This is a genomic window from Thiocystis minor (genome assembly GCF_016653465.1).
Taxonomy (GTDB): Bacteria; Pseudomonadota; Gammaproteobacteria; order Chromatiales; family Chromatiaceae; genus Chromatium; species Chromatium minus.
On sequence record NZ_NHSQ01000057.1, the window covers coordinates 19367 to 39154 of the forward strand.

19 protein-coding genes are annotated in these 19788 nt (G+C 59.0%); 9 read left to right on the forward strand and 10 right to left on the reverse strand.

Annotated features, from left to right (window positions below; genetic code table 11):
* Nucleotides 1-13 precede the first annotated feature (13 nt).
* On the reverse strand, nucleotides 14-2563 hold the full coding sequence (locus CCR95_RS06240) for a DNA translocase FtsK (RefSeq protein WP_201092816.1): 2550 nt from the start codon (nucleotides 2561-2563) through the stop codon (nucleotides 14-16).
* Between the two features lie 329 nt (nucleotides 2564-2892).
* Here CCR95_RS06240 and CCR95_RS06245 point away from each other — a divergent pair, with 329 nt between their 5' ends.
* Together CCR95_RS06245 and CCR95_RS06250 are read left to right on the forward strand one after the other, a co-directional pair.
* A complete protein-coding gene (locus CCR95_RS06245) occupies nucleotides 2893-5604 on the forward strand; it encodes an ATP-binding protein (RefSeq protein ID WP_201092818.1) in 2712 nt (903 codons plus the stop codon).
* A 26-nt stretch (nucleotides 5605-5630) separates the two neighbouring features.
* Complete coding sequence (locus CCR95_RS06250) at nucleotides 5631-7277, forward strand: response regulator (RefSeq protein WP_338115356.1); 1647 nt, start codon at nucleotides 5631-5633, stop codon at nucleotides 7275-7277.
* A 160-nt stretch (nucleotides 7278-7437) separates the two neighbouring features.
* Here the strand turns inward: CCR95_RS06250 and CCR95_RS06255 are convergent, their stop codons facing one another.
* From CCR95_RS06255 to CCR95_RS06270, 4 genes are all read right to left on the reverse strand, one after another.
* On the reverse strand, nucleotides 7438-7650 hold the full coding sequence (locus CCR95_RS06255) for a cold-shock protein (protein WP_014780496.1): 213 nt from the start codon (nucleotides 7648-7650) through the stop codon (nucleotides 7438-7440).
* Nucleotides 7651-8242: 592 nt separating this feature from the next.
* A complete protein-coding gene (gene tsaB / locus CCR95_RS06260; protein ID WP_338115357.1) occupies nucleotides 8243-9118 on the reverse strand; it encodes a tRNA (adenosine(37)-N6)-threonylcarbamoyltransferase complex dimerization subunit type 1 TsaB in 876 nt (291 codons plus the stop codon).
* Nucleotides 9013-10020: a hypothetical protein gene (locus tag CCR95_RS06265; RefSeq protein ID WP_201092822.1), complete on the reverse strand. Its 1008-nt coding sequence runs from the start codon at nucleotides 10018-10020 to the stop codon at nucleotides 9013-9015. Before CCR95_RS06265 ends, tsaB begins: the two co-directional genes overlap by 106 nt.
* Before the next feature lie 260 nt (nucleotides 10021-10280).
* Nucleotides 10281-11270 carry an adenosine kinase gene (locus CCR95_RS06270; RefSeq protein ID WP_201092824.1) on the reverse strand — a complete coding sequence of 330 codons (990 nt, stop codon included), beginning with the start codon at nucleotides 11268-11270 and terminating at the stop codon, nucleotides 10281-10283.
* 207 nt (nucleotides 11271-11477) lie between these two features.
* Between CCR95_RS06270 and CCR95_RS06275 the strand changes: the two genes are divergently transcribed.
* From CCR95_RS06275 to CCR95_RS06305, 7 genes are all read left to right on the forward strand, one after another.
* Nucleotides 11478-12050, forward strand: a complete 573-nt coding sequence (locus CCR95_RS06275; protein WP_201092826.1) for a hypothetical protein — start codon at nucleotides 11478-11480, stop codon at nucleotides 12048-12050.
* Nucleotides 12051-12079: 29 nt separating this feature from the next.
* On the forward strand, nucleotides 12080-12898 hold the full coding sequence (locus tag CCR95_RS06280) for a phage/plasmid replication domain-containing protein (RefSeq protein WP_201092828.1): 819 nt from the start codon (nucleotides 12080-12082) through the stop codon (nucleotides 12896-12898).
* A gap of 201 nt (nucleotides 12899-13099) precedes the next feature.
* Nucleotides 13100-13270, forward strand: coding sequence for a hypothetical protein (locus CCR95_RS06285; protein ID WP_201092830.1), 171 nt, complete (start codon nucleotides 13100-13102; stop codon nucleotides 13268-13270).
* A 35-nt stretch (nucleotides 13271-13305) separates the two neighbouring features.
* Entirely contained in the window at nucleotides 13306-13551 is a 246-nt protein-coding gene (locus tag CCR95_RS06290; protein ID WP_201092832.1) for a hypothetical protein, read from the forward strand.
* A 12-nt stretch (nucleotides 13552-13563) separates the two neighbouring features.
* Nucleotides 13564-13923 carry a hypothetical protein gene (locus tag CCR95_RS06295; RefSeq protein WP_201092833.1) on the forward strand — a complete coding sequence of 120 codons (360 nt, stop codon included), beginning with the start codon at nucleotides 13564-13566 and terminating at the stop codon, nucleotides 13921-13923.
* Nucleotides 13920-14234 (forward strand): hypothetical protein, encoded by a 315-nt coding sequence (locus CCR95_RS06300; RefSeq protein ID WP_201092834.1) that lies wholly within the window; start codon nucleotides 13920-13922, stop codon nucleotides 14232-14234. The genes CCR95_RS06295 and CCR95_RS06300 overlap by 4 nt, the downstream gene beginning before the upstream one ends.
* Nucleotides 14235-14357: 123 nt before the next feature.
* A complete protein-coding gene (locus tag CCR95_RS06305; RefSeq protein WP_201092835.1) occupies nucleotides 14358-15368 on the forward strand; it encodes a competence protein CoiA family protein in 1011 nt (336 codons plus the stop codon).
* Nucleotides 15369-16524: 1156 nt separating this feature from the next.
* Here CCR95_RS06305 and CCR95_RS06315 read toward each other — a convergent pair.
* From CCR95_RS06315 to CCR95_RS06335, 5 genes are all read right to left on the reverse strand, one after another.
* A complete protein-coding gene (locus CCR95_RS06315) occupies nucleotides 16525-16938 on the reverse strand; it encodes a helix-turn-helix domain-containing protein (protein WP_201092836.1) in 414 nt (137 codons plus the stop codon).
* Between the two features lie 281 nt (nucleotides 16939-17219).
* Nucleotides 17220-18227: a UDP-glucose 4-epimerase GalE gene (galE, locus tag CCR95_RS06320; RefSeq protein ID WP_201092837.1), complete on the reverse strand. Its 1008-nt coding sequence runs from the start codon at nucleotides 18225-18227 to the stop codon at nucleotides 17220-17222.
* A gap of 46 nt (nucleotides 18228-18273) precedes the next feature.
* Entirely contained in the window at nucleotides 18274-18738 is a 465-nt protein-coding gene (locus tag CCR95_RS06325; protein ID WP_338115358.1) for a protein YgfX, read from the reverse strand.
* 6 nt (nucleotides 18739-18744) lie between these two features.
* Nucleotides 18745-19074 (reverse strand): succinate dehydrogenase assembly factor 2, encoded by a 330-nt coding sequence (locus CCR95_RS06330; RefSeq protein ID WP_201092838.1) that lies wholly within the window; start codon nucleotides 19072-19074, stop codon nucleotides 18745-18747.
* A gap of 1 nt (nucleotide 19075) precedes the next feature.
* Nucleotides 19076-19618: a HAMP domain-containing protein gene (locus tag CCR95_RS06335; protein ID WP_201092839.1), complete on the reverse strand. Its 543-nt coding sequence runs from the start codon at nucleotides 19616-19618 to the stop codon at nucleotides 19076-19078.
* Nucleotides 19619-19788: the final 170 nt, after the last annotated feature.

A 19788-nucleotide genomic window follows, 5' to 3' on the forward strand; every position in this document is an offset into this window, starting at 1 on the left:
GGTCTCAGGGCGGTTAATCCCCGACCGGAGGCGGGGCCAGAACCTCGCGGTTACCGTTGGTTTCGGCCGCGCCGACGATACCGATGCGCTCCATTTCCTCGATCATGCGGGCGGCGCGGTTATAACCAATCTTGAGCCGGCGCTGGACCCCCGAGATGGAGGCGCGGCGGCTCTCCACCACGATCTGGACCGCTTCGTCGAACAGCGGATCGGTATCCTCGGTCTCGCCGCGCGGTTCGGGGTCGATGCCCGGCAGCGATTCGGAGGGTTCTCGCAAGACATCGTCGATATAGCTCGGCGGGCCATATTGCTGCTTGAGAAAGTCCACGACGTGATGGACCTCGTGATCGTCGACGAAGGCGCCATGCACGCGCTGCGGGATATTGCCGCCTGGCGGCAGATAGAGCATGTCGCCATGGCCGAGCAATTGCTCCGCGCCCATCTGGTCAAGCACCGTGCGCGAGTCGATCCGCGAGGAGACCTGGAAAGCGATGCGGGTGGGGATGTTGGCCTTGATCAGGCCGGTCAGCACATCCACCGAGGGGCGCTGGGTGGCGAGCAGCAGATGGATGCCCGATGCGCGTGCCTTCTGCGCCAGACGCGCGATTAGCTCCTCGACCTTCTTGCCGACGACCATCATCATGTCGGCGAGTTCGTCGATGATGACCACGATATAGGGCAGATGGCCGAGCGTGGGCACCGCGACGCCGGACTCCAGGTCGAAATCGGCGCCGAGGATCGGATCCGGAATCGGTTCTCCGGCGGCCTCGGCGTCGGCGACCTGGCGATTATAGCCGCCGATGTTGCGCACCCCGAGCTTGGCCATCAGCCGGTAGCGGCGTTCCATCTCGCCGACACACCAGCGCAGCGCGTTGGCGGCCTCCTTCATGTCGGTGACGACGGGCGTCAGCAGATGCGGAATGCCCTCGTAGACCGAGAGTTCCAGCATTTTTGGGTCGACCATGATGAGTCGCACGTCCTCCGGCCCGGCCTTGTAGAGCAGGCTGAGGATCATGGCATTGATGGCAACCGACTTGCCGGAACCGGTGGTGCCCGCGATCAGCGCATGCGGCATGCGCGCCAGATCGACCACCACGGGCAGTCCGGAGATGTTGGTGCCCATGCCCAGGGTCAGTGGCGAGGCTGCCTCCTGGTAGATCGCGGAGGCGAAGATTTCGCGCAGGAAAACGGTTTCGCGCTCTTTGTTGGGGATTTCGATCCCGATCACCGATTTGCCCGGAATGATCTCGACCACGCGCACGCTGATGGTGGAGAGCGCGCGCGCCAGATCCCGCGCCAGTCCGGTGATCTTGCTGGCCTTGATACCGGGGGCCAGTTGCAGCTCGAAGAGTGTGACCACGGGGCCGGGATAGACGGCGACGACCCTGACCTCGACCCCGAAATCCGCCAGATTGGATTCCACCTGGCGCGAGAGATCCTCGATCTGTTCCTCGGAGTAGCCGCGTCCGGTCTTGCGCGGGGCATCCAGCAGATCCAGCGGCGGGCGGGCCTGCTCTCCTAAAGGCGCTTGATCGGATCGAAGGGCATTGAGCGCCGGCGCGATCCGCGGTTCTGACTTTGCAAGCATTTTTAGGATCTTTTTCACCGGCGGCGCATCTCGGAGCACGGGCTTTTGCATGCGGATCGGATCCGCGATGTCCCTCGTTTCATCCGTCTCGGTTGGCGAATCGGTCTCCATCTCCTCCGGCTCGACCATGGCATTTTGCACACTCCGCGGCAATCGCGCGGACGGTTGCCGAGCGCGGATGACGGGTTGCGCATGCGTCAACTCGTGCAACAGAGCTTTCGATGATGGAGGGTCGATCAGGTTCAATTCACTGGGCAAGCCGTGACCGGCGTCGTCCGTCTCGGCGGCGCCCGTTCGACGGGCGAAGGACAGGTGGGCGGTGGCACCTCCAAGCACCGTCCAAACCGAACGCGCGCCCTGGAGCACCACTGCCCCGATGTTGTCGAGCAGCCCCAGCCAGGAGATCCCGGAAAACAGGGTCGCGCTGACAAGCAAGGCGCCGACTAACAGCAGATCCGCGCCGGGAGCATTGAAGGCATCCAGCATCCAACTGCTGACCTGCCTGCCGAGCCATCCGCCCGCGGCGCCTTCGCCACTTTCGCCGCCCGCGCTCGTGGGGAGTTGGAGTCCGAAGGCTTGAACGTGCATCGAGGCAAGACCGCAACCCGCGGCGATGGTAAACAGGAAGCCGACCCAGCGCAGCGAGAGCAGCCAGGCGCGCAGGGTCGGTTCCTCGCCGCGTCCGCGGAACACCAGCCAAGCGCTCCATGCCACCATAAAGGGGAGCAGGTAGGCGAGAAAACCGAATAGAGTCAGTGCGGCATCCGCAAACCAGGCGCCGGCGCGGCCGCCGGCGTTGGTCGCCTGACTGGTCTCGCTCACGTAGGACCAGCCGGGATCCGCTGGCGAATAACTCATCAGCGAGATCGTCAGATAAATCGCCACGCACATCAGGGTCCACATGGCGCCCTCGCGCAGCGCGCGCTCAACGTAATCGCTGAACGTCAATTGACCGTAACGTGTTGCCTGTGCCATGCGAATCTCCAAATATTCCGGAGCATTATAATCTTATCGGCGTTTTCTCGCGCGAATTCCGCCCCGATGTCGACCGCTTGCAAGGGACGCGGGGCGAGCAGCATTGGACGGTGTATCGGCGCTTTGGCGCGAACGAATGGTATGATTAGTGATCGGTATGCGGGGTCAAAGTGCAAAAAACGAATCTTCCCGGCCTTGCTCCCCGTTGGACCGATGAGCGCCGAGCCTGCCGTTCAGGTTGTTTCCGAACCGTGATGATCGATCACTGCCGGTCGCCGTTCGGCTGAGATTGCTCGAAACCATGCACTTCACCGCAGGCGCAATTTGGCATGAAAGTTCGTATCACAAGCAAGCTACTGATCATCTTGATCCTAACCGCGCTCGTTCCGCTGTTGATCGTCGGCTGGGTCGGTTATCGCAGTACCCTCAGCATCAGCCAGATTGCCTCGGAGGCCAACCGCGAAGTCGCCGAGCTGGCGATGTCCGACAGCAGCGCGGCCCTGTCCGCCGAACTCAAAACCCGCTTGCTGGCCCTCACCGAACGCCATGCCGGCGATGTGAACGAAATTCTGAAGCAGGTGCAGGGCGATACGGTGAAGCTGGCCGATTTAGGAACCTATCTCTACAACCATGCCGAGACCCTGAAGCGCTACGCCTTGCCGAGTACCTACGAGCCCGCGCCGGAACACAAATCCTTCGGCAGCCGACAGGAAAACCGCAATTCCTGGCTTGCAGTCTTCGGCAACGAAGTCGATGAGAAGGGGCGGGTCAGCAAGGAGACGCTGAAAGAAATCCAACTGACCGAATATATGGATATCCTCTTTAACAGCATCGCCGCCACCAACCCCTACGCGGTCCAGATGTACATCAACACCGCCGGACAGTTGTCGCGCGGCATGCCGTTCGTCAACGGCGAATTCAAATGGGTCGACGGTCCCAAACAATTCAGTCAGGCCCCGGATGTCACCGCCTTCGATTTCTATTATCTGGCCGACGCCGAGCACAACCCGGATCGCGGCCCCGCGTGGACCGAACTCTACTGGGATCCGGCGGGTCTGGGCTGGATGGTCTCCAGCATCGCGCCGGTCTATCGCGGGGATCGAGTGGTCGCCGTCACCGGCATCGATATCACGCTCGATCAGATCGTCAAGGGCATCCTAAGCCTCCAGGTCGAGCAGAGCGGTTTCGCCTTTCTGATGTCGGGCACGGGTCAGGCCATCGCGTTCCCGGAACGGGCGTCCGAGTTCCTCGAATTCCAGGGGAGTTTCGAGGGCGAATTCAAGCGCAACGAGGCCTTTGCCCATCAGTTGAGCAAGGTGCGCGATCCGGCCTTTCAGCGGATTGTCGCGGCCATGGGGCAGGGCGCGCACGAACTGACCACCTATACCGATTCCAAGACCGGCGAGGAGTATTTTCTCGCCTATCACCCGATCCCGGTCACGGGCTGGAGCGTCGCCATCGCGGTGCCCGTGCGGGAGGTGATCGCGCCAGCGCTGCTCACCAATCAGAAGATCGAGCAGAGCCGCGAGCGCACCGCCGCCATGCTGAACGCGCGCGCGCAGTCGCTGGTCGAGACCTTTTTGTGGCTGCTCTTTGGGATCGTGCTGGCCTTGATCCCGGTCGCGCTGATTTTCGCGCGCAGTATTTCGCGACCGATCCATACGTTGGCCGAGGGTTCGCGGCGGGTCGGCGCGGGAGATCTCGGTCATCGGATCCAACTGCATTCCGGCGACGAGATCGAGGATCTGGCGGCGACCTTCAATCAGATGGCGAACGATTTGCAGACCAAGATCGACGAGATCGAGACCGCCAACCTGGAATTGCTGGAACTCGACCAGCTCAAGTCGAAATTCATCTCGATGGCCTCGCACGAGCTGCGCACCCCACTGATTGCGATCCAGGGTTATGTGGACCTGATTCGCGAGGGGAAAGGCGGTGAGATTTCGGCGGACCAGCGCAAGATGCTGGATACGGTCTCGCGCAACGCGACCCGGCTGGCCCGCATCGTCGCCGAACTGCTCGACATTTCGCGTATCGAGGAGAACAAACTGGTGCTGGAACGCATGCCGGTTTCGTTGAGCCGGATCGTCCGGGAGATTGCCGACGAACAGCAGCCCTATCTCGACAGTCGCGGCCACACGCTGACCCTGGAACTCGCTGAGGACCTGCCGCTGGTCAACGGCGATCTGGATCGTCTGTCCCAAGTGGTGATCAACCTGCTGGGGAATGCGGTGAAATACACCCCCGATGGGGGGCAAATCAAGATCGGTGTCCAGGCGCGGGACGGGCAGGTGCATCTGGAGGTGACCGATAACGGCATCGGGATTCGCCAAGAGGATCTCGGGAAACTCTTCAAGCGGTTCTCGACGCTCGGCGATATCACCAAGCACCGCACCGGCAAGAACGAGTTCATGGCGGGCGGCACCGGTCTTGGGCTCTCCATCGTCCAGGGCATCGTGCAGGCCCACGAGGGCGAGATCCGGGTGGAGAGCGAATACGGCCAGGGCAGCACCTTCCATGTGATCCTGCCGATCGCCGCGGATCAGACGCCGCTCAGCGACGACTCCGTCGTCAGGCCGCTGCGCGTGCGCACAGCGGACGAGAGTGCGCCCGCGTTCAAGGTCATTCATTTCGAGCAACCGGAGGAGCCCCAGATCGATCTGCCCGAGGACCAGCGTCTTTCCATCCTGGTGGTCGATGACGAGGCGGATGTGATCACGTTCACGCGCGATCTGCTCGAAGAGCGCTATACGATTCTCAGCGCCCTGACCAGCGCGACCGCCATCCGGGAGGCGATCAGCCGCAAGCCGGATTTGGTGCTGTTGGACGCCTGGATCCCCGGCATTTCAGGCTACGATATCTGTCGCACCCTCAAGCGCAACAGCAACACCAAGGATACGCCGATCATCATCTTTACCGCCGCCACTCAGCAGATCGACGAGCAGCGGGCGCGCGAGGCCGGCGCGGACGGCTTTGTCACCAAGCCCTTCCGCCGCGAGCAGATGATCGAACTGATCGAGAGCTTCCGGGGGCGCGGCTAATGGAGCCTCGCCCGAAGCTGCTGATCGTGGATGACGAACAGAGTATTCGCGAGTTTATCCGCGAACTGTTCAAAGACCAATACGACATCCTGCAGGCGGCCGATGGCACGGATGCCCTGGTGATGCTGGAATCGGAGGATGCGATCGACGTCGTCCTGCTGGACATCATGATGCCCGGCCTGGATGGTTTCGAGGTGTTGGAGATTCTCAAATCCAATCCGCACCTGGCGCATTTGCGCGTCATCATGCTCAGCGCCAAAAGCGATGTCGATAGCAAAGTCAAAGCCTTTGCGGCGGGTGCGGTGGATTTCGTCAACAAACCCTTCGAGGTAAGTGAGCTGGCGGCCCGTCTGAATACGCAAATCCGCTTGAGCCGCGTCGATGCCGAACTCAAACAGGCCAAATTGAACGCGGAATCGGCAAATCACGCGAAGAGCGAATTTCTAGCGAATATGAGCCATGAAATCCGCACCCCGCTGAATGCCATCATCGGCATGAGCGAACTGCTGACGGCGACGCAACTCGACTCGACCCAACGCGACTTTGTCAGCATTATCGAGACCAGCGGGAATGCGTTGCTTGATTTGATCAGCGATATTCTCGATTACTCGAAGATCGAGGCGGGGATGCTGGAGCTTCATCCCATCCGCTTCGACCTCAAGGAATGCGTTCAGGGCGCGCTAAGCATCGTCAGGAACCGAGCACGGGAGAAAGGCCTCGACCTGCATGTCGAGTTGGATCCGAACCTACCGCGCGAATTCATCGGGGACGACCGTCGCCTGAGACAGATCATCGTCAATCTGGTCAGCAACGCGGTGAAGTTCACTGAACGGGGGAGTATTGGCATCTCGCTGACCGGGCATCACGCGGCGTCTTGCTCGCCCGGCGTCGCGACGTCAGCAGGCAGCCTGGACATCGATGTCGTCTACCGGCTGATCTTGAAGGTACAGGATACCGGCGTCGGCATTCCCCGGGAGGCGCAGTCGCGGCTGTTCAAAAAATTCAGCCAGGTGGACGCGTCCACGACCCGGCGTTATGGCGGAACCGGTTTGGGGCTGGCGATCTGTCGGCGTTTGTCCGAACTGATGGGAGGTAGCATCGAGGTCGACAGCAGCGGCGTTCCAGGGCAGGGCAGCACCTTTTCCTGTTCTTTTTCGATGACGGCAGGCCGGCATCAGCAAGCGGCAGAGTCAGCTTTTGATAGCATGGATGAAGATCGCGAGCATCTCGATCACGTCAAGGGCGGCGAACCATCGATCCCATCGCAATACAGACCAGCCAAGCCACGAAAACAGGAGACTGATCTGCTGCCCGATTTACGGATTCTGCTCGCCGAGGACAATCCAATCAACCAATTGGTGGCGCTAAAGCTGCTTAAGTCGATCGGTCTTCGAGCTGAAGTAGTCAGCAATGGGCTAGAGGCGGTGGCGGCGGCCAGAGAGCGCCTCTACGACGTCATTCTGATGGATATCCAAATGCCAGAACTTGATGGCATCTGTGCCAGCCGCCAGATTCGGCAACTCCCAGGTCAGCATCGGACAAGGATTATCGCGCTGACGGCCAATGCAACGGAAGAAGATCGCCGAGCCTGCCTGGATGCTGGGATGAATGACTTTGCAACCAAGCCTATTCGAATAAACAAGCTTGTGGAAATACTGCGAAGTTGCTGTTAAAAAAGATTTTCCACAACGATCCAATCACGCAATATCTGAAAATAAACCAAGGCTTGCGGATTTTTTCGAACGATACCCGATAAAAACCGCAGGATCCGCTAACGGATCCTGCGGATGTCACTCATGGGACGATGTTACCGGTAACCGGTCAAACCGCCGATCAGTTCGGAGTGACATTCTCTGCTTGCGGCCCCTTTGGACCCTGGGTCACTTCCATTGTCACCCGCTGACCTTCCAGCAGAGTTTTCCGTCCTGCGCCATTGATGGCGCTGTGATGGACGAACACGTCCTTGCCACCCTCCCGCTCAATGAAACCATAACCCTTCTCGTCATTGAACCACTTGACCGTACCGGAAACCAATTCGCCTGCCATATCGACCTCATCACTTTAGACGTACCAACCTGAGTTGGCATTACTCAAACCCGGCCTCTTCGTGAGGCCAGTGTCACGCCCACTCGAAACCGAGTGGAATTCCATTCAACACCACAAACCCCAAGTTGAACCGCACCCATCTAAGGTATGCGTAGCTTCGGGGTTCCGACAAGCAGGTCTCAACCGACCGACTTAATCATTTTAAAAAATGAATTTCAAGAACTACCGAAAGCTCAAATTGAGCCGTTGTTAAGGAGCAACACATGGGCGGTTCATGCCAGATCAATAAAGGAAGGGAAGTCAGGCTGCAAAAGTAACATTAGTAAAATGATAGCACTCAGTGTTCATAAGGCAACTCCCTGCGATGATTTGACAGGGGCGAACGGGGCGGATCCACAGGTCTTGGTTTCGCTGGAATCCGTTGCTTTATAGAAGTCTAGTGTACATCGAAATTGCAAAAAGTCTCTCTAAATAAATGCAGATCACAGAAGCAAATCGATTGCTTTAAGGCAATCGATTTGTTTTAGCGATGAACGCCGGTCTCGCGGCGGTTCCAATTGTCGAACCCCGGATCGTTGTCGTCATCGCTTACTTACGTCCGTGTGACCTGATCCCTGAGATACACGGGTGCAGCCAACTCAGGAGGCATCTGCCGACCCATAAGCATTTTCGCGGCGGCCATGACGGCGATGTCACGAGCCTCGCAAAAGATATCCGGATTGGCGTCGAACAGGGCGTCCCCGACGCGCGTCCTCAAACGGGCTGCGTAGGCGGCCCATCCGGAACCAACGCCATACCAGTCGATCTCCGCAGGGAACTCGACCCGATCCGGAGAGTACACCCGTTCCTCGCACAGGGGCGCGGCAAGCCCGTCATCGCACACCTCAAAGCATCCCCAATAGACCTCGTCCATGCGGGCGTCGAGCGCAGCGAGCAGGCGACGTTGACCGCCGCGGCGGAACTGGCCCTGCGCCAGCGCACCCAGAGTCGAGATTGGGACGACGGGCAGATGGGCACCGAACGCGGCGCCCTGGATGACCGAGACCGCGATCCGCACTCCGGTAAATGAACCGGGGCCTCGTCCAAAGGCCAGTGCGTCGAGATCGGTCAGGCGAAGCCCGGCCCGATCCAACAGCGTCTGCATCATTGGCAGGATACGCTCGCCATGTCGGCGGGGTGCGATTTCGAACAATTGATCAATCGCTCCATCCATCAGAAGAGCGGCGGAGCAGGCATCGCCGGAGGTGTCGATCGCAAGCAATTTCATGGTCTGTAGCCAGGGCAGAGGAGGTTCGTCGGTTTTCAGGAAACCGGATCGCAGCCGACCGATGCGCAAAAGAAATGGGCGCGACAAACAGGCTTTTACAATACGTTGCTTGTGATCCGGCCAGTTCTTGCACTGGATAAGCGATCGCCCTGAGGGTGAAAAGTTCGGGATGATCTTACCCGGCAGTCGTTCGATCCGCACGAGTTCCGGGGAGACGCAATTGTATACTCGGAATTTTCTAGCCGATGAACAAAAGAGTAGGGCGCCTGCAAAACCCAACCACGGAAGGTGGAGTCGAGTGGGGCGGCTTGCTGGCGTGGCGGTTCGTCCTCGGAAATCGCCACGAGAAATAGTCGGATTCGACCCAGCATTCGCTGAGGATCTTCCAGCAATGCTTGCGTGGCCCAGCCTGCCAGTCCCTCCAGGAACGAGTCGGTATTGACGACGGACTCATTGAGTTGAGCCGCCAGTCCAAACAGCAGCAGTTGTTTGTACTCCAACTCAGGGTCGGTCCAACTGGCGCCTGTTGCCGATCGCCTGGTTGCTGCGGTGAAGCTTAAGCGTTGAGTCATCAAATCGATGTGGAGCGCGTGAAGATCGCGCCAGGTTTCGAGTGGCAGGCGGGTTTTCCAGCGTGCCGCGTAATGAAGCTGTCGGCTGGCGAATCGGAACAGGTTGCGAATCGCCCATTCGCGTTGGCGCTCATGTCGCTCAGATCCCGGGTTGCTCTGTCGATCGAGTTGGCGCAGGGTTTGGTTCAGGTTGATGAACATGAGCCGGTAGAGACGCTGTTCGAGGGTGACGCCGCCAGGTATCGGTAGGGGTTGCGCATCGGCAAAATCGGGTTTGGGGAGACCCGCGCAGGTCTTGAGCAGGGGGATCTTCAGCGCGGACAAGACGGACAGTCGTCGGTTGCTCGAAAGCTCCGCCCTGCGCAAGTGTTCCAGCGCCAGAATCAGCGCCGGTCCCGAATGGCGTATTCCGGCGGACCTGAGCGCCGTCAGCCAGTCGCTCAATTTATCCAGACTGCCATCGAAACGTGGGCGAGCGTATTCCCGAATCGTCAGCGGGGATGGTAATGAAGGGGCATCGAAGATCAGCATGGCGCATACTCCGATCACGAAACGAGGCAGAACCACAACCATCAGGAGTGTTGATCGCGGTCGCTCGGTTCTGTGGGGGCTCGGTGTCGTTCCTGAGATGCTAGCGCGAAGGGCGTGCTCGGATGTGCCAATGAATACGCAAGTTCAGCACATCCGTCGGGGCGAATTCACTGCTTTGAGACCGAAACCGCATTGCACCGAGCGCGTTGGTGACCGTGAGATCGGGTGCGGCCGTCTCCGCGCTGGCTTCTAGAGACAATTTAAAGAAAGGACTGCAGGATGGCCCGGGTTTCTGCGGTCGAGATCCGTGGCCCAAGATTCGTGACCAGCTTGGCCGAGGCGGCGGAGGCAAGATCGCCTGCGCGCTGGTGATCCCAGCCCTGGCTCAGGCCGAATAGGAAGGCCCCGGCGAACATGTCGCCAGCGCCAACCGTATCCACGGCATCCACCTTGACTGGAGCAATCTCGATCAGCGTTCTGCCGTCCCAGACCAGGGCTCCCTTGGAGCCGCGGGTGATGGCAAATTTCTTGCTGATGGTCTTGATATAGTCCAAGGCACGCGGCAAATCCCCAGTGTCAGCCATGCCCATGGCCTCGAATTCATTGGCAAACAGCAGCTCGACGCCAGAGCCGATCATCTCCAGCAGTCCCTGCTTAAAGAACTTGACCATGTTGGGATCGGACAACGAGAGGGCGGTCTTAACGCCAGCCGCGTCGGCGATCCGTTTTGCCTCGATGGAAGCGTGACGCGCGGCATCCGAGGTCGCCAGATAACCTTCCGTGTAGAACCATTCGGAGTCCCGCAGGGTCTCTTCGATCAGTTCCTGGGTAGAGAGGCTGCCACTGACGCCAAGAAAGGTACACATGGTTCGGTCACTGTCCGGGGTCACCAACACCACGCAGCGGCCGGTGTGGCCTTGGGCCTTCTCGGTATGATGGTTGGTATCGACGCCGCCATCGAGAAGATCCCGCATGTAGAAATGGCCCAGCTCATCGTCGGCGACCTTGCAGGAGTAAAAGCCTTTTCCGCCAAACTGGCTGAAGGCGATGATCGAATTGGCCGCCGATCCGCCGGATCCGCGCTGGTGATGGTGGTCTTTGAGATGGTTCATGATGCTCGTCTGCTGGGCCTCGTCGACCAGGGTCATAACCCCTTTGTCGATGCCCAGAATGTTTAGATCATGAAAATCCACTTCATACTCCATGTCGACCAGTGCGTTGCCGATTCCGTAGATATGATATTTCGACATGATTGCTCCGTGGTTGGGTCGCTAAAGGAGGCAATTGTACAGGGCGAAGGCGATCCGAACTTGTTGGAGCATATTTAGGATCGCACAGATGACAACGACTTAACATAATATACATTATGCGCAATCCAGGAGACGGCGCAGGCGGGCACCGAGCCAGCCTTGGCGCGGCCCCAACGGCGCACACGGCGAGCCAAGACCGATGACAACTTGTCCGCGTCGCCCGCGACCTTGGTCAAGTTGTCCACGTCCGCCGACTGGTCGGATGCCGAACTGCTGGCCGAAGGATTCGCGGTCAATCCCAAGACCTTGCGCGCGTTGCAGCGGGCCTGCCGGTTCTCCGACCAACAAGCGGCGTCCGCCTGTCTGGTGTCGCTGCGGACCTATCGCCGTTGGCTCGCCAGCGGCAACCCCGATCCGACGGCGCTGCGCTTGCTGTCCATCCTCGCGGGCTATGTCCCGTGGTCGGGCTGGGCTGGCTGGGAAGTTCACAACGGCTATCTGTTTCCGCCGGGCTACTCCCGTGGCGGGATCCCGCCGGCGGAATTCTTCGCCCTGGTCTTCTATCGCCAACAGGTCAGCGTCTACCAAGAAGTCAACGCGACGCTCAAGGCGCGCGTGGCGGCCTTGGAGTCCTCGGCGGATGCGGGCGCGCGTCAGGCGGCGGATCGGGCGCTCTCGATGCAGCTCCAGGCGCTTGCGGGTCAGGTCCAGGCGCTGGGGTCGGAACTCGCGGCGTTAGGTGCCCGTACCTGTAACACGGGCACTTTGTCTCATGGGTGAGACTCCGACACCGAAAACCGGGGTTCCGCGTGCTGATTGATTGGGTCACGGCACGGGCTCCCTTCGACGCTTTTTCCGCGGCGGATTGGGACAAGCTCCGCCTGCTGGGCGATCGGATTCAACGGCTCGATCCGCGCACCGGCGAGCTGCGTTGGGAAACCTCGGCCTGGGATTCGATCCGGTCGGATTCTCACGGGCTGTCGTATCGCTGCGGTTCCGATGCCTTTTGGTTCCAGGGTTCGCCCGCTCGGGTCATCGGCGATGGCGACAACACCTTCAGTTCGGGCGCGGCCGCGGCGCTGGATCTGGCCGGCTGCGTTCGGCGGATGCGTGATTTCGTCTTGCCGGTCCTGGGCGTGTCCGCTCCGCCGGTCGAGCGGTGCGTGGTCTCGCGGGTCGATGTGACGGCGAATCTGTTGCTCTCCGGTCCGACGGATGTGCGCGCGGCGCTGGCGGTGCTGCGCAATTGCGAAGGCGGGCGCTATCGCGTCTCCCAGCAGGCGGGCGATACGGTGTATTGGGGCGGGAAAAGCCGTCTCATGAAAGGCAAGGCGTATGCGAAAGGACCGCATTTGGAATACCAACTGCGCAACAAGAACTATCGTGGGCCGGAATACAGCCCCGAGCAATTGATGGGAGCGAATGCCTTATTGCGATTGGAATGTACGATTGGTGCGCAATGGTGGCGTGAACGCGCTGGCAAGCATTGGTTAGAGATCACGGCAGAAGACCTAAAGAATAAATGGGCGAACTATTTTCATCGCATGTTGGGTACTTCAGAGATTACCGAAATGAATGTAAGTACCTTATTACAATTGTTTGTAGGAGCAAATTCTTTGAATTTATAAAAATCTATAATATAAAATATTAATTTTAAAAGATATTTTAAAATACTGAACCGAAGTCGATATTTTCACTCGCCACTCTTGATTCTATTGAGGTACTTAGAGACACGAATCAATACAGCGGCGAAGACGTCAGGTCAGGCGAAGGCGGCCATCGGGTGTTGGGCCTTGATTAAGGCGTATGGCTGGGAAAAGGCGCGGGAAATGTCTTCCAAGCCGACTTGGTACCGCAATCTTGCGGTTCTGCGCGCGGCCGGGTTGTCGGATGCGGATCTGTCGGCGGGGACGGTGGTTCCCTTCCGGCGTTCGTTGATGGAGTTCCAGATGGTCGAGAGTTGGGACCATTTACAACAATTGCGGCGGCTGGCGGCGTAGGACCATGCCCAGTACGCCATTGAATGAGGTTGGACATGAAACCGGATGGCGTGTTGCTGGGCGTGGCCGTGGCCAACGGGCGCGACGAATTCTTGATGGACTATCAATGGCGGCCGCCTGGCGGCCTGATTACGGTTTGGTCATTGACGGCGGACTTGGCGCGTTTGTATGCCAGCCAGCGTCAAGCGATGCGCGCGGTTCGTCGTTTCTGGCGGGCGGATTATTGCTTGGTCGAAGTCTATGACCGTGGTCATCAATTGTGGGTGGGCTGGCTTCGTTAAGGAAAAATCGAAATGGCAATTCAAGTACAACTCAATTCGTTTGAATTTCAGGATTCTGATTTTCAGGTCAACCCGTCGCCCTTGTTCGCCTGGGCGTGGGGCGATGCCGTGGACCAATGGCGTCTTGGTCATCCGTGGCTATCTTGCTCAACGCTGCTTTGCTTGGCGGGCGATGTCCTCTCTGCGGTCTGCTTTGTGGCGCTGCGCTGGCCGTTTCAACGGTTGCTGTTGTGGGCTTGGGAAGGTCTGACCGATGACCAATTCAATTCCTTGATGGACTATCAGAATCAACAGCGGGCGTTGCGGACGGCCCCCCTCGCCTCCTCGCGTCCGTCTTCGCCAGCGATTCTTGATTTGCCGGAGCTGTCATGACCGCGAAATCACCGTATAGCGTTCGCGGTATTGCCGAACAGATGCAGAAGGAATACGGGACAACCAAGGGGCTCTCCAAATCGACCATTTACCGAAGAATCAATCACCAAGGGAAGAAACGTCAGCGGCGTTTGAACACTGTCCCAATTGCGCCAACGTCCGAAATGGGACAGTTAGAGATAGATCGTCGGCGCGAGGTACTTATGCAGTTCTTGGAAGGCTCGGCCGGTTCCGCTCTGTTGGCGCTGTTGGATTATCCCGGCGGCGTCGATCATTTTCGGGCTTGGCTCGATGCCAGGGTAGCGAAATAAGGTCTTTCGGCCTGATCGGTTCCGTTGACTGTCCCATTTCGGAAGTCTTCCGTTTTGGGACAGTCGACAGGGCGGTTCGGTCCGGATCTCTCGAAGATTAAGTTTCGCGTGGGGTGGCATGAAATGTCGGTCGATGTTCTTTACCGCTGGGCTCATGACCCGTCAAACGTGCTTGTGGATGTGTCCAAGCTGGACTCCGATTCCAGGGGCGGGCCTTATACCTGTATCGCCTGCGGGCGGGGCTTGATACCCAAGCTGGGAGCGGTCAAAACGCATCATTTCGCGCATGCGGTTTCGGTTGCGGCAACATGTTCGGGTGAGTCTTACCTCCACAAGCTGGGAAAGTTGATGTTTGTTCGCGGTTTCGAGTCGGCGCGTGAAGGCGGGCGAGCGGTCAAGCTGTGTTATGACCGTCCGCTTTTGTGTGGCATCGCCGATTGTGAATACCGTTCTGAACACGCTTTTCATGATTTGGCTCGGATATTCGATAGGGTCGAAATCGAAGCGCCTTATCGGGGCTGCGTGGTGGATGTGTTGTTGAGCGATTCCAGGTCGGATCGAGTCTTGGCTGTTGAAATGGCGGTGACTCATCAATGCGATGCGGAGAAAATAGCCCGTGGTTTCCCCATTGTTGAGTTGGTCATCCGATCAGAAGCGCAATGTAAGGCGCTGGCGGCGCATTACCCAAGGATAGATTCTTATCGTGCATTCAACTTCAAAACGATACCTCCTCGTCGCGTTCTGCCTTATAGCTGTCGCGACTGCCCAGGGGCCGATCTTTTCTTGGTCCATGCATCGGGCAAGCCCTTTATGAAATCGCCATACCTCGGGGAGTCATTGCCTAGCAATCGGCTCTTTACTCATGTGTTCGGGGTTTCGTCATCAATTTCTGACGTGGCGGGTATGCGATTCTTCGAGGGCGTTTTTCTGGCGTTAGAGGCCGGTCATCAGGTGGTATGGCGTCCGACTGAAAAACGTATTTGGGCGAATCTCTACGACTGGTTGCGCGCACAAGGCGAGCAAGGCCGGCGACGTGCAAAGTTGATGGGCCTGACGTTGGATCGACCAAAAATCGCGATTAATTCTTATCGTGATTGGTCGCGCGCTTATGGGTCGCGCGCTTATTGGTCTTGAGTCACAACGGGGCCAGAGTCACCAAGGGGTCGGTATCGGCGGGTTTTGAGGGGTTGGGCGTTGAATCTTGAGTACTTTTTCCAGACTGGATTTTGTTCTCAAGAATCTTGCCAACACCACGATGAGTCATGCCAAGCTCAGAAGCTATCTCCCGTTGAGTCTTGCCCTCGCCAGCTAAGCAACAAGATTGCCAAGTCTAGGGACGATTCAGATTCAACGTGTTACGTCATCCGATAACCTGTCACCATTGAACGCTATCAGACTTAGTCACCAAGGGGGCGTAGTCACCAAGGGGGCCGAGTCACCAAGGGGACAGGTACATCATGGGGCCGGAATCGGCGGGTTTTGAAGGGTTAGGCGTTGATTTTTGATTACGAACCTCAATCCGCATTTTTACGTTTTGTTTATCCAAATCGGACAAGGACCGTTTTGGATAAACACGTTGAATACGGCCTACAAACAGTCTGTTGAGAAATACCAAGTTCAGCCGCTATTTCACGCTGAGTCTTGCCCTCCCCTGATAAACGCTCAATCGTGGCATTACGTTCGGCAGTCGCCCAGTTCCTTGTTTGGCCAATTTGCGCACTCGTCGCTTTTTGGCCAATCGTCTTGGGTGGGCACCAAGGCGGCGGGGCGCTCCAGGGCGCTCCAAGTCCTTGGGGTCGGCCTTGTTCAGTTTTTGCAGACTGGAATTTCTGAACAGGCGCGGGGGCGTCCGCGTCCTTTGCGGCGAAGCCTGCGGAGCCGCAAGAAGGACGCGTGGCGCTCCAGGGCGCTCTCAGAACGCGCTATAGCCTCTCCAAAGCCATCCGGGCGTCTCTGGGTCACTCCGGACGCTCCAGGGCACTCCGGGCGCTCCAGGGCGCTCTCAGGCCGCGCGGTGTCATCAGGATGGGTGACACGCTTTCGCCCCCCCTCACCCTGGCCGAACCTCTTCACCTTTGCACCGGTAGAGGCCCCCTGCATCGGGATAAGGTGTCACGGGATCCGCTGCCCTGGGCATACCACTAAGGGCGTTGAGCGTCCCAACAGGCCGTCTCTCCGGGTCGGAGTGTCAATCGGCGCGGCTGTGGTCAGGTTCTACGCTGTGATGCCTCGCGCGATTGATGCGGAGACCCTGGATGGATCTCTCTGGCGGTAGTGATTGAGCCGCGCCCTACCCTTCTTTTTCCTTTGTGGCTGGTAGTGGAATTCTTTCAGGGGCGTTCGCGTAGATGGTCAGCCAGGTTTTGTTTCCAGGGGCGAAATTCTGTTCCAGTCCGCACGCACGGCAGTAGCCATCCACAACTTCGATGATGGCGGCCTTGTTCGCCTCGGGAAGATTCATTGCGCGTTCCAATGTCTGCTTCAGGATCGCGTCTTGGTTCATCTTGCTGATGTCTAGGAGCAAGGAATCCGGCGAGCAACTGAAGGCTTCCATCAGCTTGTAAAGCGTCGAGAGCTTCGGGTCTCCTTCGTCTTGCTCCAGTTTCGAAATATGGCCCACTCGGATTCCTGTCCGTTCGGATACCTGAAGCTGGTTCCAGCCTTTGTCTTGGCGCATGCGCCGCATATTTTTGCCGAGTGACATGCTGTGTCTCCGCTGATGATTCTATGGGCAACAATCATTCGCCTGTAGTAGCATCTTAAGCGGTCATTTTGTCACTGTAGGCTTGCATTCCTCTGTAGCGTTGGTTAAATTTCTCCTCTAGCGGTATTGACAGGCTCTGGAGGAGCAATGGGGCAACCAGCATATACATTATGCGCAATCCAGGAGGTTGACGCCATGCGCCATTGCTCGTTCAAACCGCGGAAGGCGTGACGGGTCTCGATACGCCAGTCTCCTAGCGGGTCAACTCGACTCTCGCCGATTCAGTAGCCGTGCGGATTTTTTGACTGCCAGCGCCAGGCGTCGGTCACCATGTCGTCAATCCCATGCTCGGCCTGCCATCCCAATTCAGTCCGCGCCAGGGTAGGATCGGCGTAACAGACGGCGATGTCGCCCGCGCGGCGCGCGACGATGTCATAGGGAACTGGCCGCCCGCTCACCCGCTCGAAGGCGGCGACCATCTCCAGCACGCTGTACCCCTGTCCGGTTCCCAGGTTATGCACCATCACCCCCGGTTGCGACGGGAGCTTGCGCAGGGCCGCGAGATGACCGCGCGCCAGGTCGACGACATGAATATAGTCGCGCACACCCGTGCCATCGGCCGTCGGATAATCGTTGCCGAACACCCGCAGCCGCGGCAGCTTGCCCACGGCGACTTGAGCGACATAGGGCATCAGATTGTTCGGAATTCCGTTGGGATCCTCGCCAATGCGCCCGCTCGGATGGGCGCCGACCGGATTGAAATAGCGCAGGAGCGAGATATTCCAGGCATGGTCCGAGATAGACAAATCGCGCAGGATCTCCTCGATGAAGAGTTTGGAGCGACCATAGGGATTGGTGGCCAAGAGCGGAAAATCTTCGCGGATCGGCACGCTGGCGGGATCGCCATAGACGGTCGCCGAGGAGCTGAAAACGAGATTTTTAACCCCGGCCGCCGCCATCGCCTGACAGAGCGAGAGGGTGCCACCAAGATTGTTGTCGTAGTAATGCAGCGGCATCTCGACCGACTCGCCAACGGCCTTGAGTCCAGCGAAGTGGATCACGGCATCGAAACGGTCTTCGCGCAGGATGGCGTCCAGGGCTGGACGATCCCGCAGATCGGCCTGCACGAATCCCAGATCCTTGCCGGCGATTCCGCGCACCCGATGCAGCGATTCCTCCTTGCTGTTGCTGAGGTTGTCGACAACGACGACCCGCATGCCCGCCGCCAGCAGTTCCACGCAGGTGTGGCTACCGATATACCCCGCCCCGCCCGTCACCAGAACCCGCATCGCACCTCTCCTTATTCTTTGGAATGGAGTTGCTAGTGTAGCCGAATCAGGCGTCCGTCAAGTCTGGCCCGTGAGTCCCTCCGTCGATTCGCAGACGCTGACGCAGACGTCTCAGTTGCTCGGGATCGAGCGCGTCGGCGAACAAGGGCAGCACATGGCGGCGCAGCCGCCCGGAGCGAAAATTGAGCACCACCAGGGGCAGGCTCACGAAGGTCGCCGGAGACAGGCTCGCCTCGATTTCGGCGCCAGAGTTCAGGGTGAGGAGCCAGTCCCCGTCGGATTGCCACAGCACCGTCCGAATCGACCAGGGCGCCCGTCTCAGCACATGAACCGCAAAGGCATGGAAGGCGCTAAGTCCCACCAGAATCCATAAAGGATCACGATAGGGATAGATCGGCAGCATGACGACGACCGCGCCGGCCAGTCCGTGAGTCAATCCAGTAAAGACGGCCAGTCGCCAGGATCGTCGGGGACGGATCAATAGTGGCGGACGTTCGCGGTGAAACGCCACGCCGGATTACCGTTCGGTCCGAGGCGGCGTCCGCTGGCCGTGCAGCATTGCGTCGGGCGAGGTCGGCCGCTCCCGCGTGACCTCGACGATCCGCCGGACCAGCTCGCGCAGATCCAGATCCGGGGGATCGGTGCGCGCCATGAACCAATCGCTCAGACAGGTATCCTGCTTGTCGAGCAATCGCCTGAAGGTCAGCCGCTCCGGCTCGGTCAGATCGCTGTAGCCAAGATCGAGAAAGCGATCCAGCAGATGATCGAGTTCCAGCATCCCGCGTCGACACTGCCAGCGCAGACGACGAATTTGCTGATCCGTGGACAGCGAGGAAAGATCCCGCATCTCAGACTCCATGCTGTTCGCCGATCTTCTGTTCCAGTCTGGCTAGATCATGCACCACCCCGCTGCCGAAACTCAAGCGAAGACCGGATACCGGGTCGAACTTAAGCAGGCTGGCCTCATCGCGTCGATGCCCCATCCGCGATTGGATCCGCGTGTCCAGCCTACCCTCCGCCACGGCTCCCAAGGCCCAGCGCAGGTTGCGAACCGGCTTGGCGAAGTACCAGGCAAGCAAGGCACTGGCCGACAGACAGCCGAGCAGGATGGCGAGCATCGGCAGATAGGGTGGTGGCGGTCCATGACCCGACGGTGGTGGACCAAAGCCCGGAACCCCAGGGGGCGGACCGGTTGGCGGGCCAAGCTCCCATCGGACACCGGACTCGGGATCGACCATCCGCCAGTCATCGGGCAGGAAGCGGGGAGGCGGCTCTGGCGGTCGCGGCGACCAGGAGCCATCGACGATGGCGATCGTCAGGAACAACGCAATCGCTGCGAGCCCCTGCGCCAGCAGAAAGGCGAGAAAAAACTTCCAGAACAGGCGTCCCATCGCGGGGGGTATTCCCGAATCAACTGATCGCCCTGGCCACGGACACTCTGGATCCAGGCGCGGCCATCCGTTTTGTGAATCGTTTTTTACAACGTATCTGGCATAGCATCTGGTGTTCGTGCAACGGTTCCATCTCACCGGAGCCATCAAGCGTCCGGATATTGACGCGA

Coding starts and splice junctions, on each gene's coding strand:
- CCR95_RS06240 (WP_201092816.1), bottom strand. CDS start 2,563: ATGGCACAGGCAACACGTTACGGTCAATTGACGTTCAGCGATTACGTT.
- CCR95_RS06245 (WP_201092818.1), top strand. CDS start 2,893: ATGAAAGTTCGTATCACAAGCAAGCTACTGATCATCTTGATCCTAACC.
- CCR95_RS06255 (WP_014780496.1), bottom strand. CDS start 7,650: ATGGCAGGCGAATTGGTTTCCGGTACGGTCAAGTGGTTCAATGACGAG.
- CCR95_RS06265 (WP_201092822.1), bottom strand. CDS start 10,020: ATGCTGATCTTCGATGCCCCTTCATTACCATCCCCGCTGACGATTCGG.
- CCR95_RS06270 (WP_201092824.1), bottom strand. CDS start 11,270: ATGTCGAAATATCATATCTACGGAATCGGCAACGCACTGGTCGACATG.
- CCR95_RS06285 (WP_201092830.1), top strand. CDS start 13,100: ATGTCTTCCAAGCCGACTTGGTACCGCAATCTTGCGGTTCTGCGCGCG.
- CCR95_RS06290 (WP_201092832.1), top strand. CDS start 13,306: ATGAAACCGGATGGCGTGTTGCTGGGCGTGGCCGTGGCCAACGGGCGC.
- CCR95_RS06295 (WP_201092833.1), top strand. CDS start 13,564: ATGGCAATTCAAGTACAACTCAATTCGTTTGAATTTCAGGATTCTGAT.
- CCR95_RS06300 (WP_201092834.1), top strand. CDS start 13,920: ATGACCGCGAAATCACCGTATAGCGTTCGCGGTATTGCCGAACAGATG.
- CCR95_RS06305 (WP_201092835.1), top strand. CDS start 14,358: ATGTCGGTCGATGTTCTTTACCGCTGGGCTCATGACCCGTCAAACGTG.
- CCR95_RS06315 (WP_201092836.1), bottom strand. CDS start 16,938: ATGTCACTCGGCAAAAATATGCGGCGCATGCGCCAAGACAAAGGCTGG.
- galE (WP_201092837.1), bottom strand. CDS start 18,227: ATGCGGGTTCTGGTGACGGGCGGGGCGGGGTATATCGGTAGCCACACC.
- CCR95_RS06330 (WP_201092838.1), bottom strand. CDS start 19,074: ATGCGGGATCTTTCCTCGCTGTCCACGGATCAGCAAATTCGTCGTCTG.
- CCR95_RS06335 (WP_201092839.1), bottom strand. CDS start 19,618: ATGGGACGCCTGTTCTGGAAGTTTTTTCTCGCCTTTCTGCTGGCGCAG.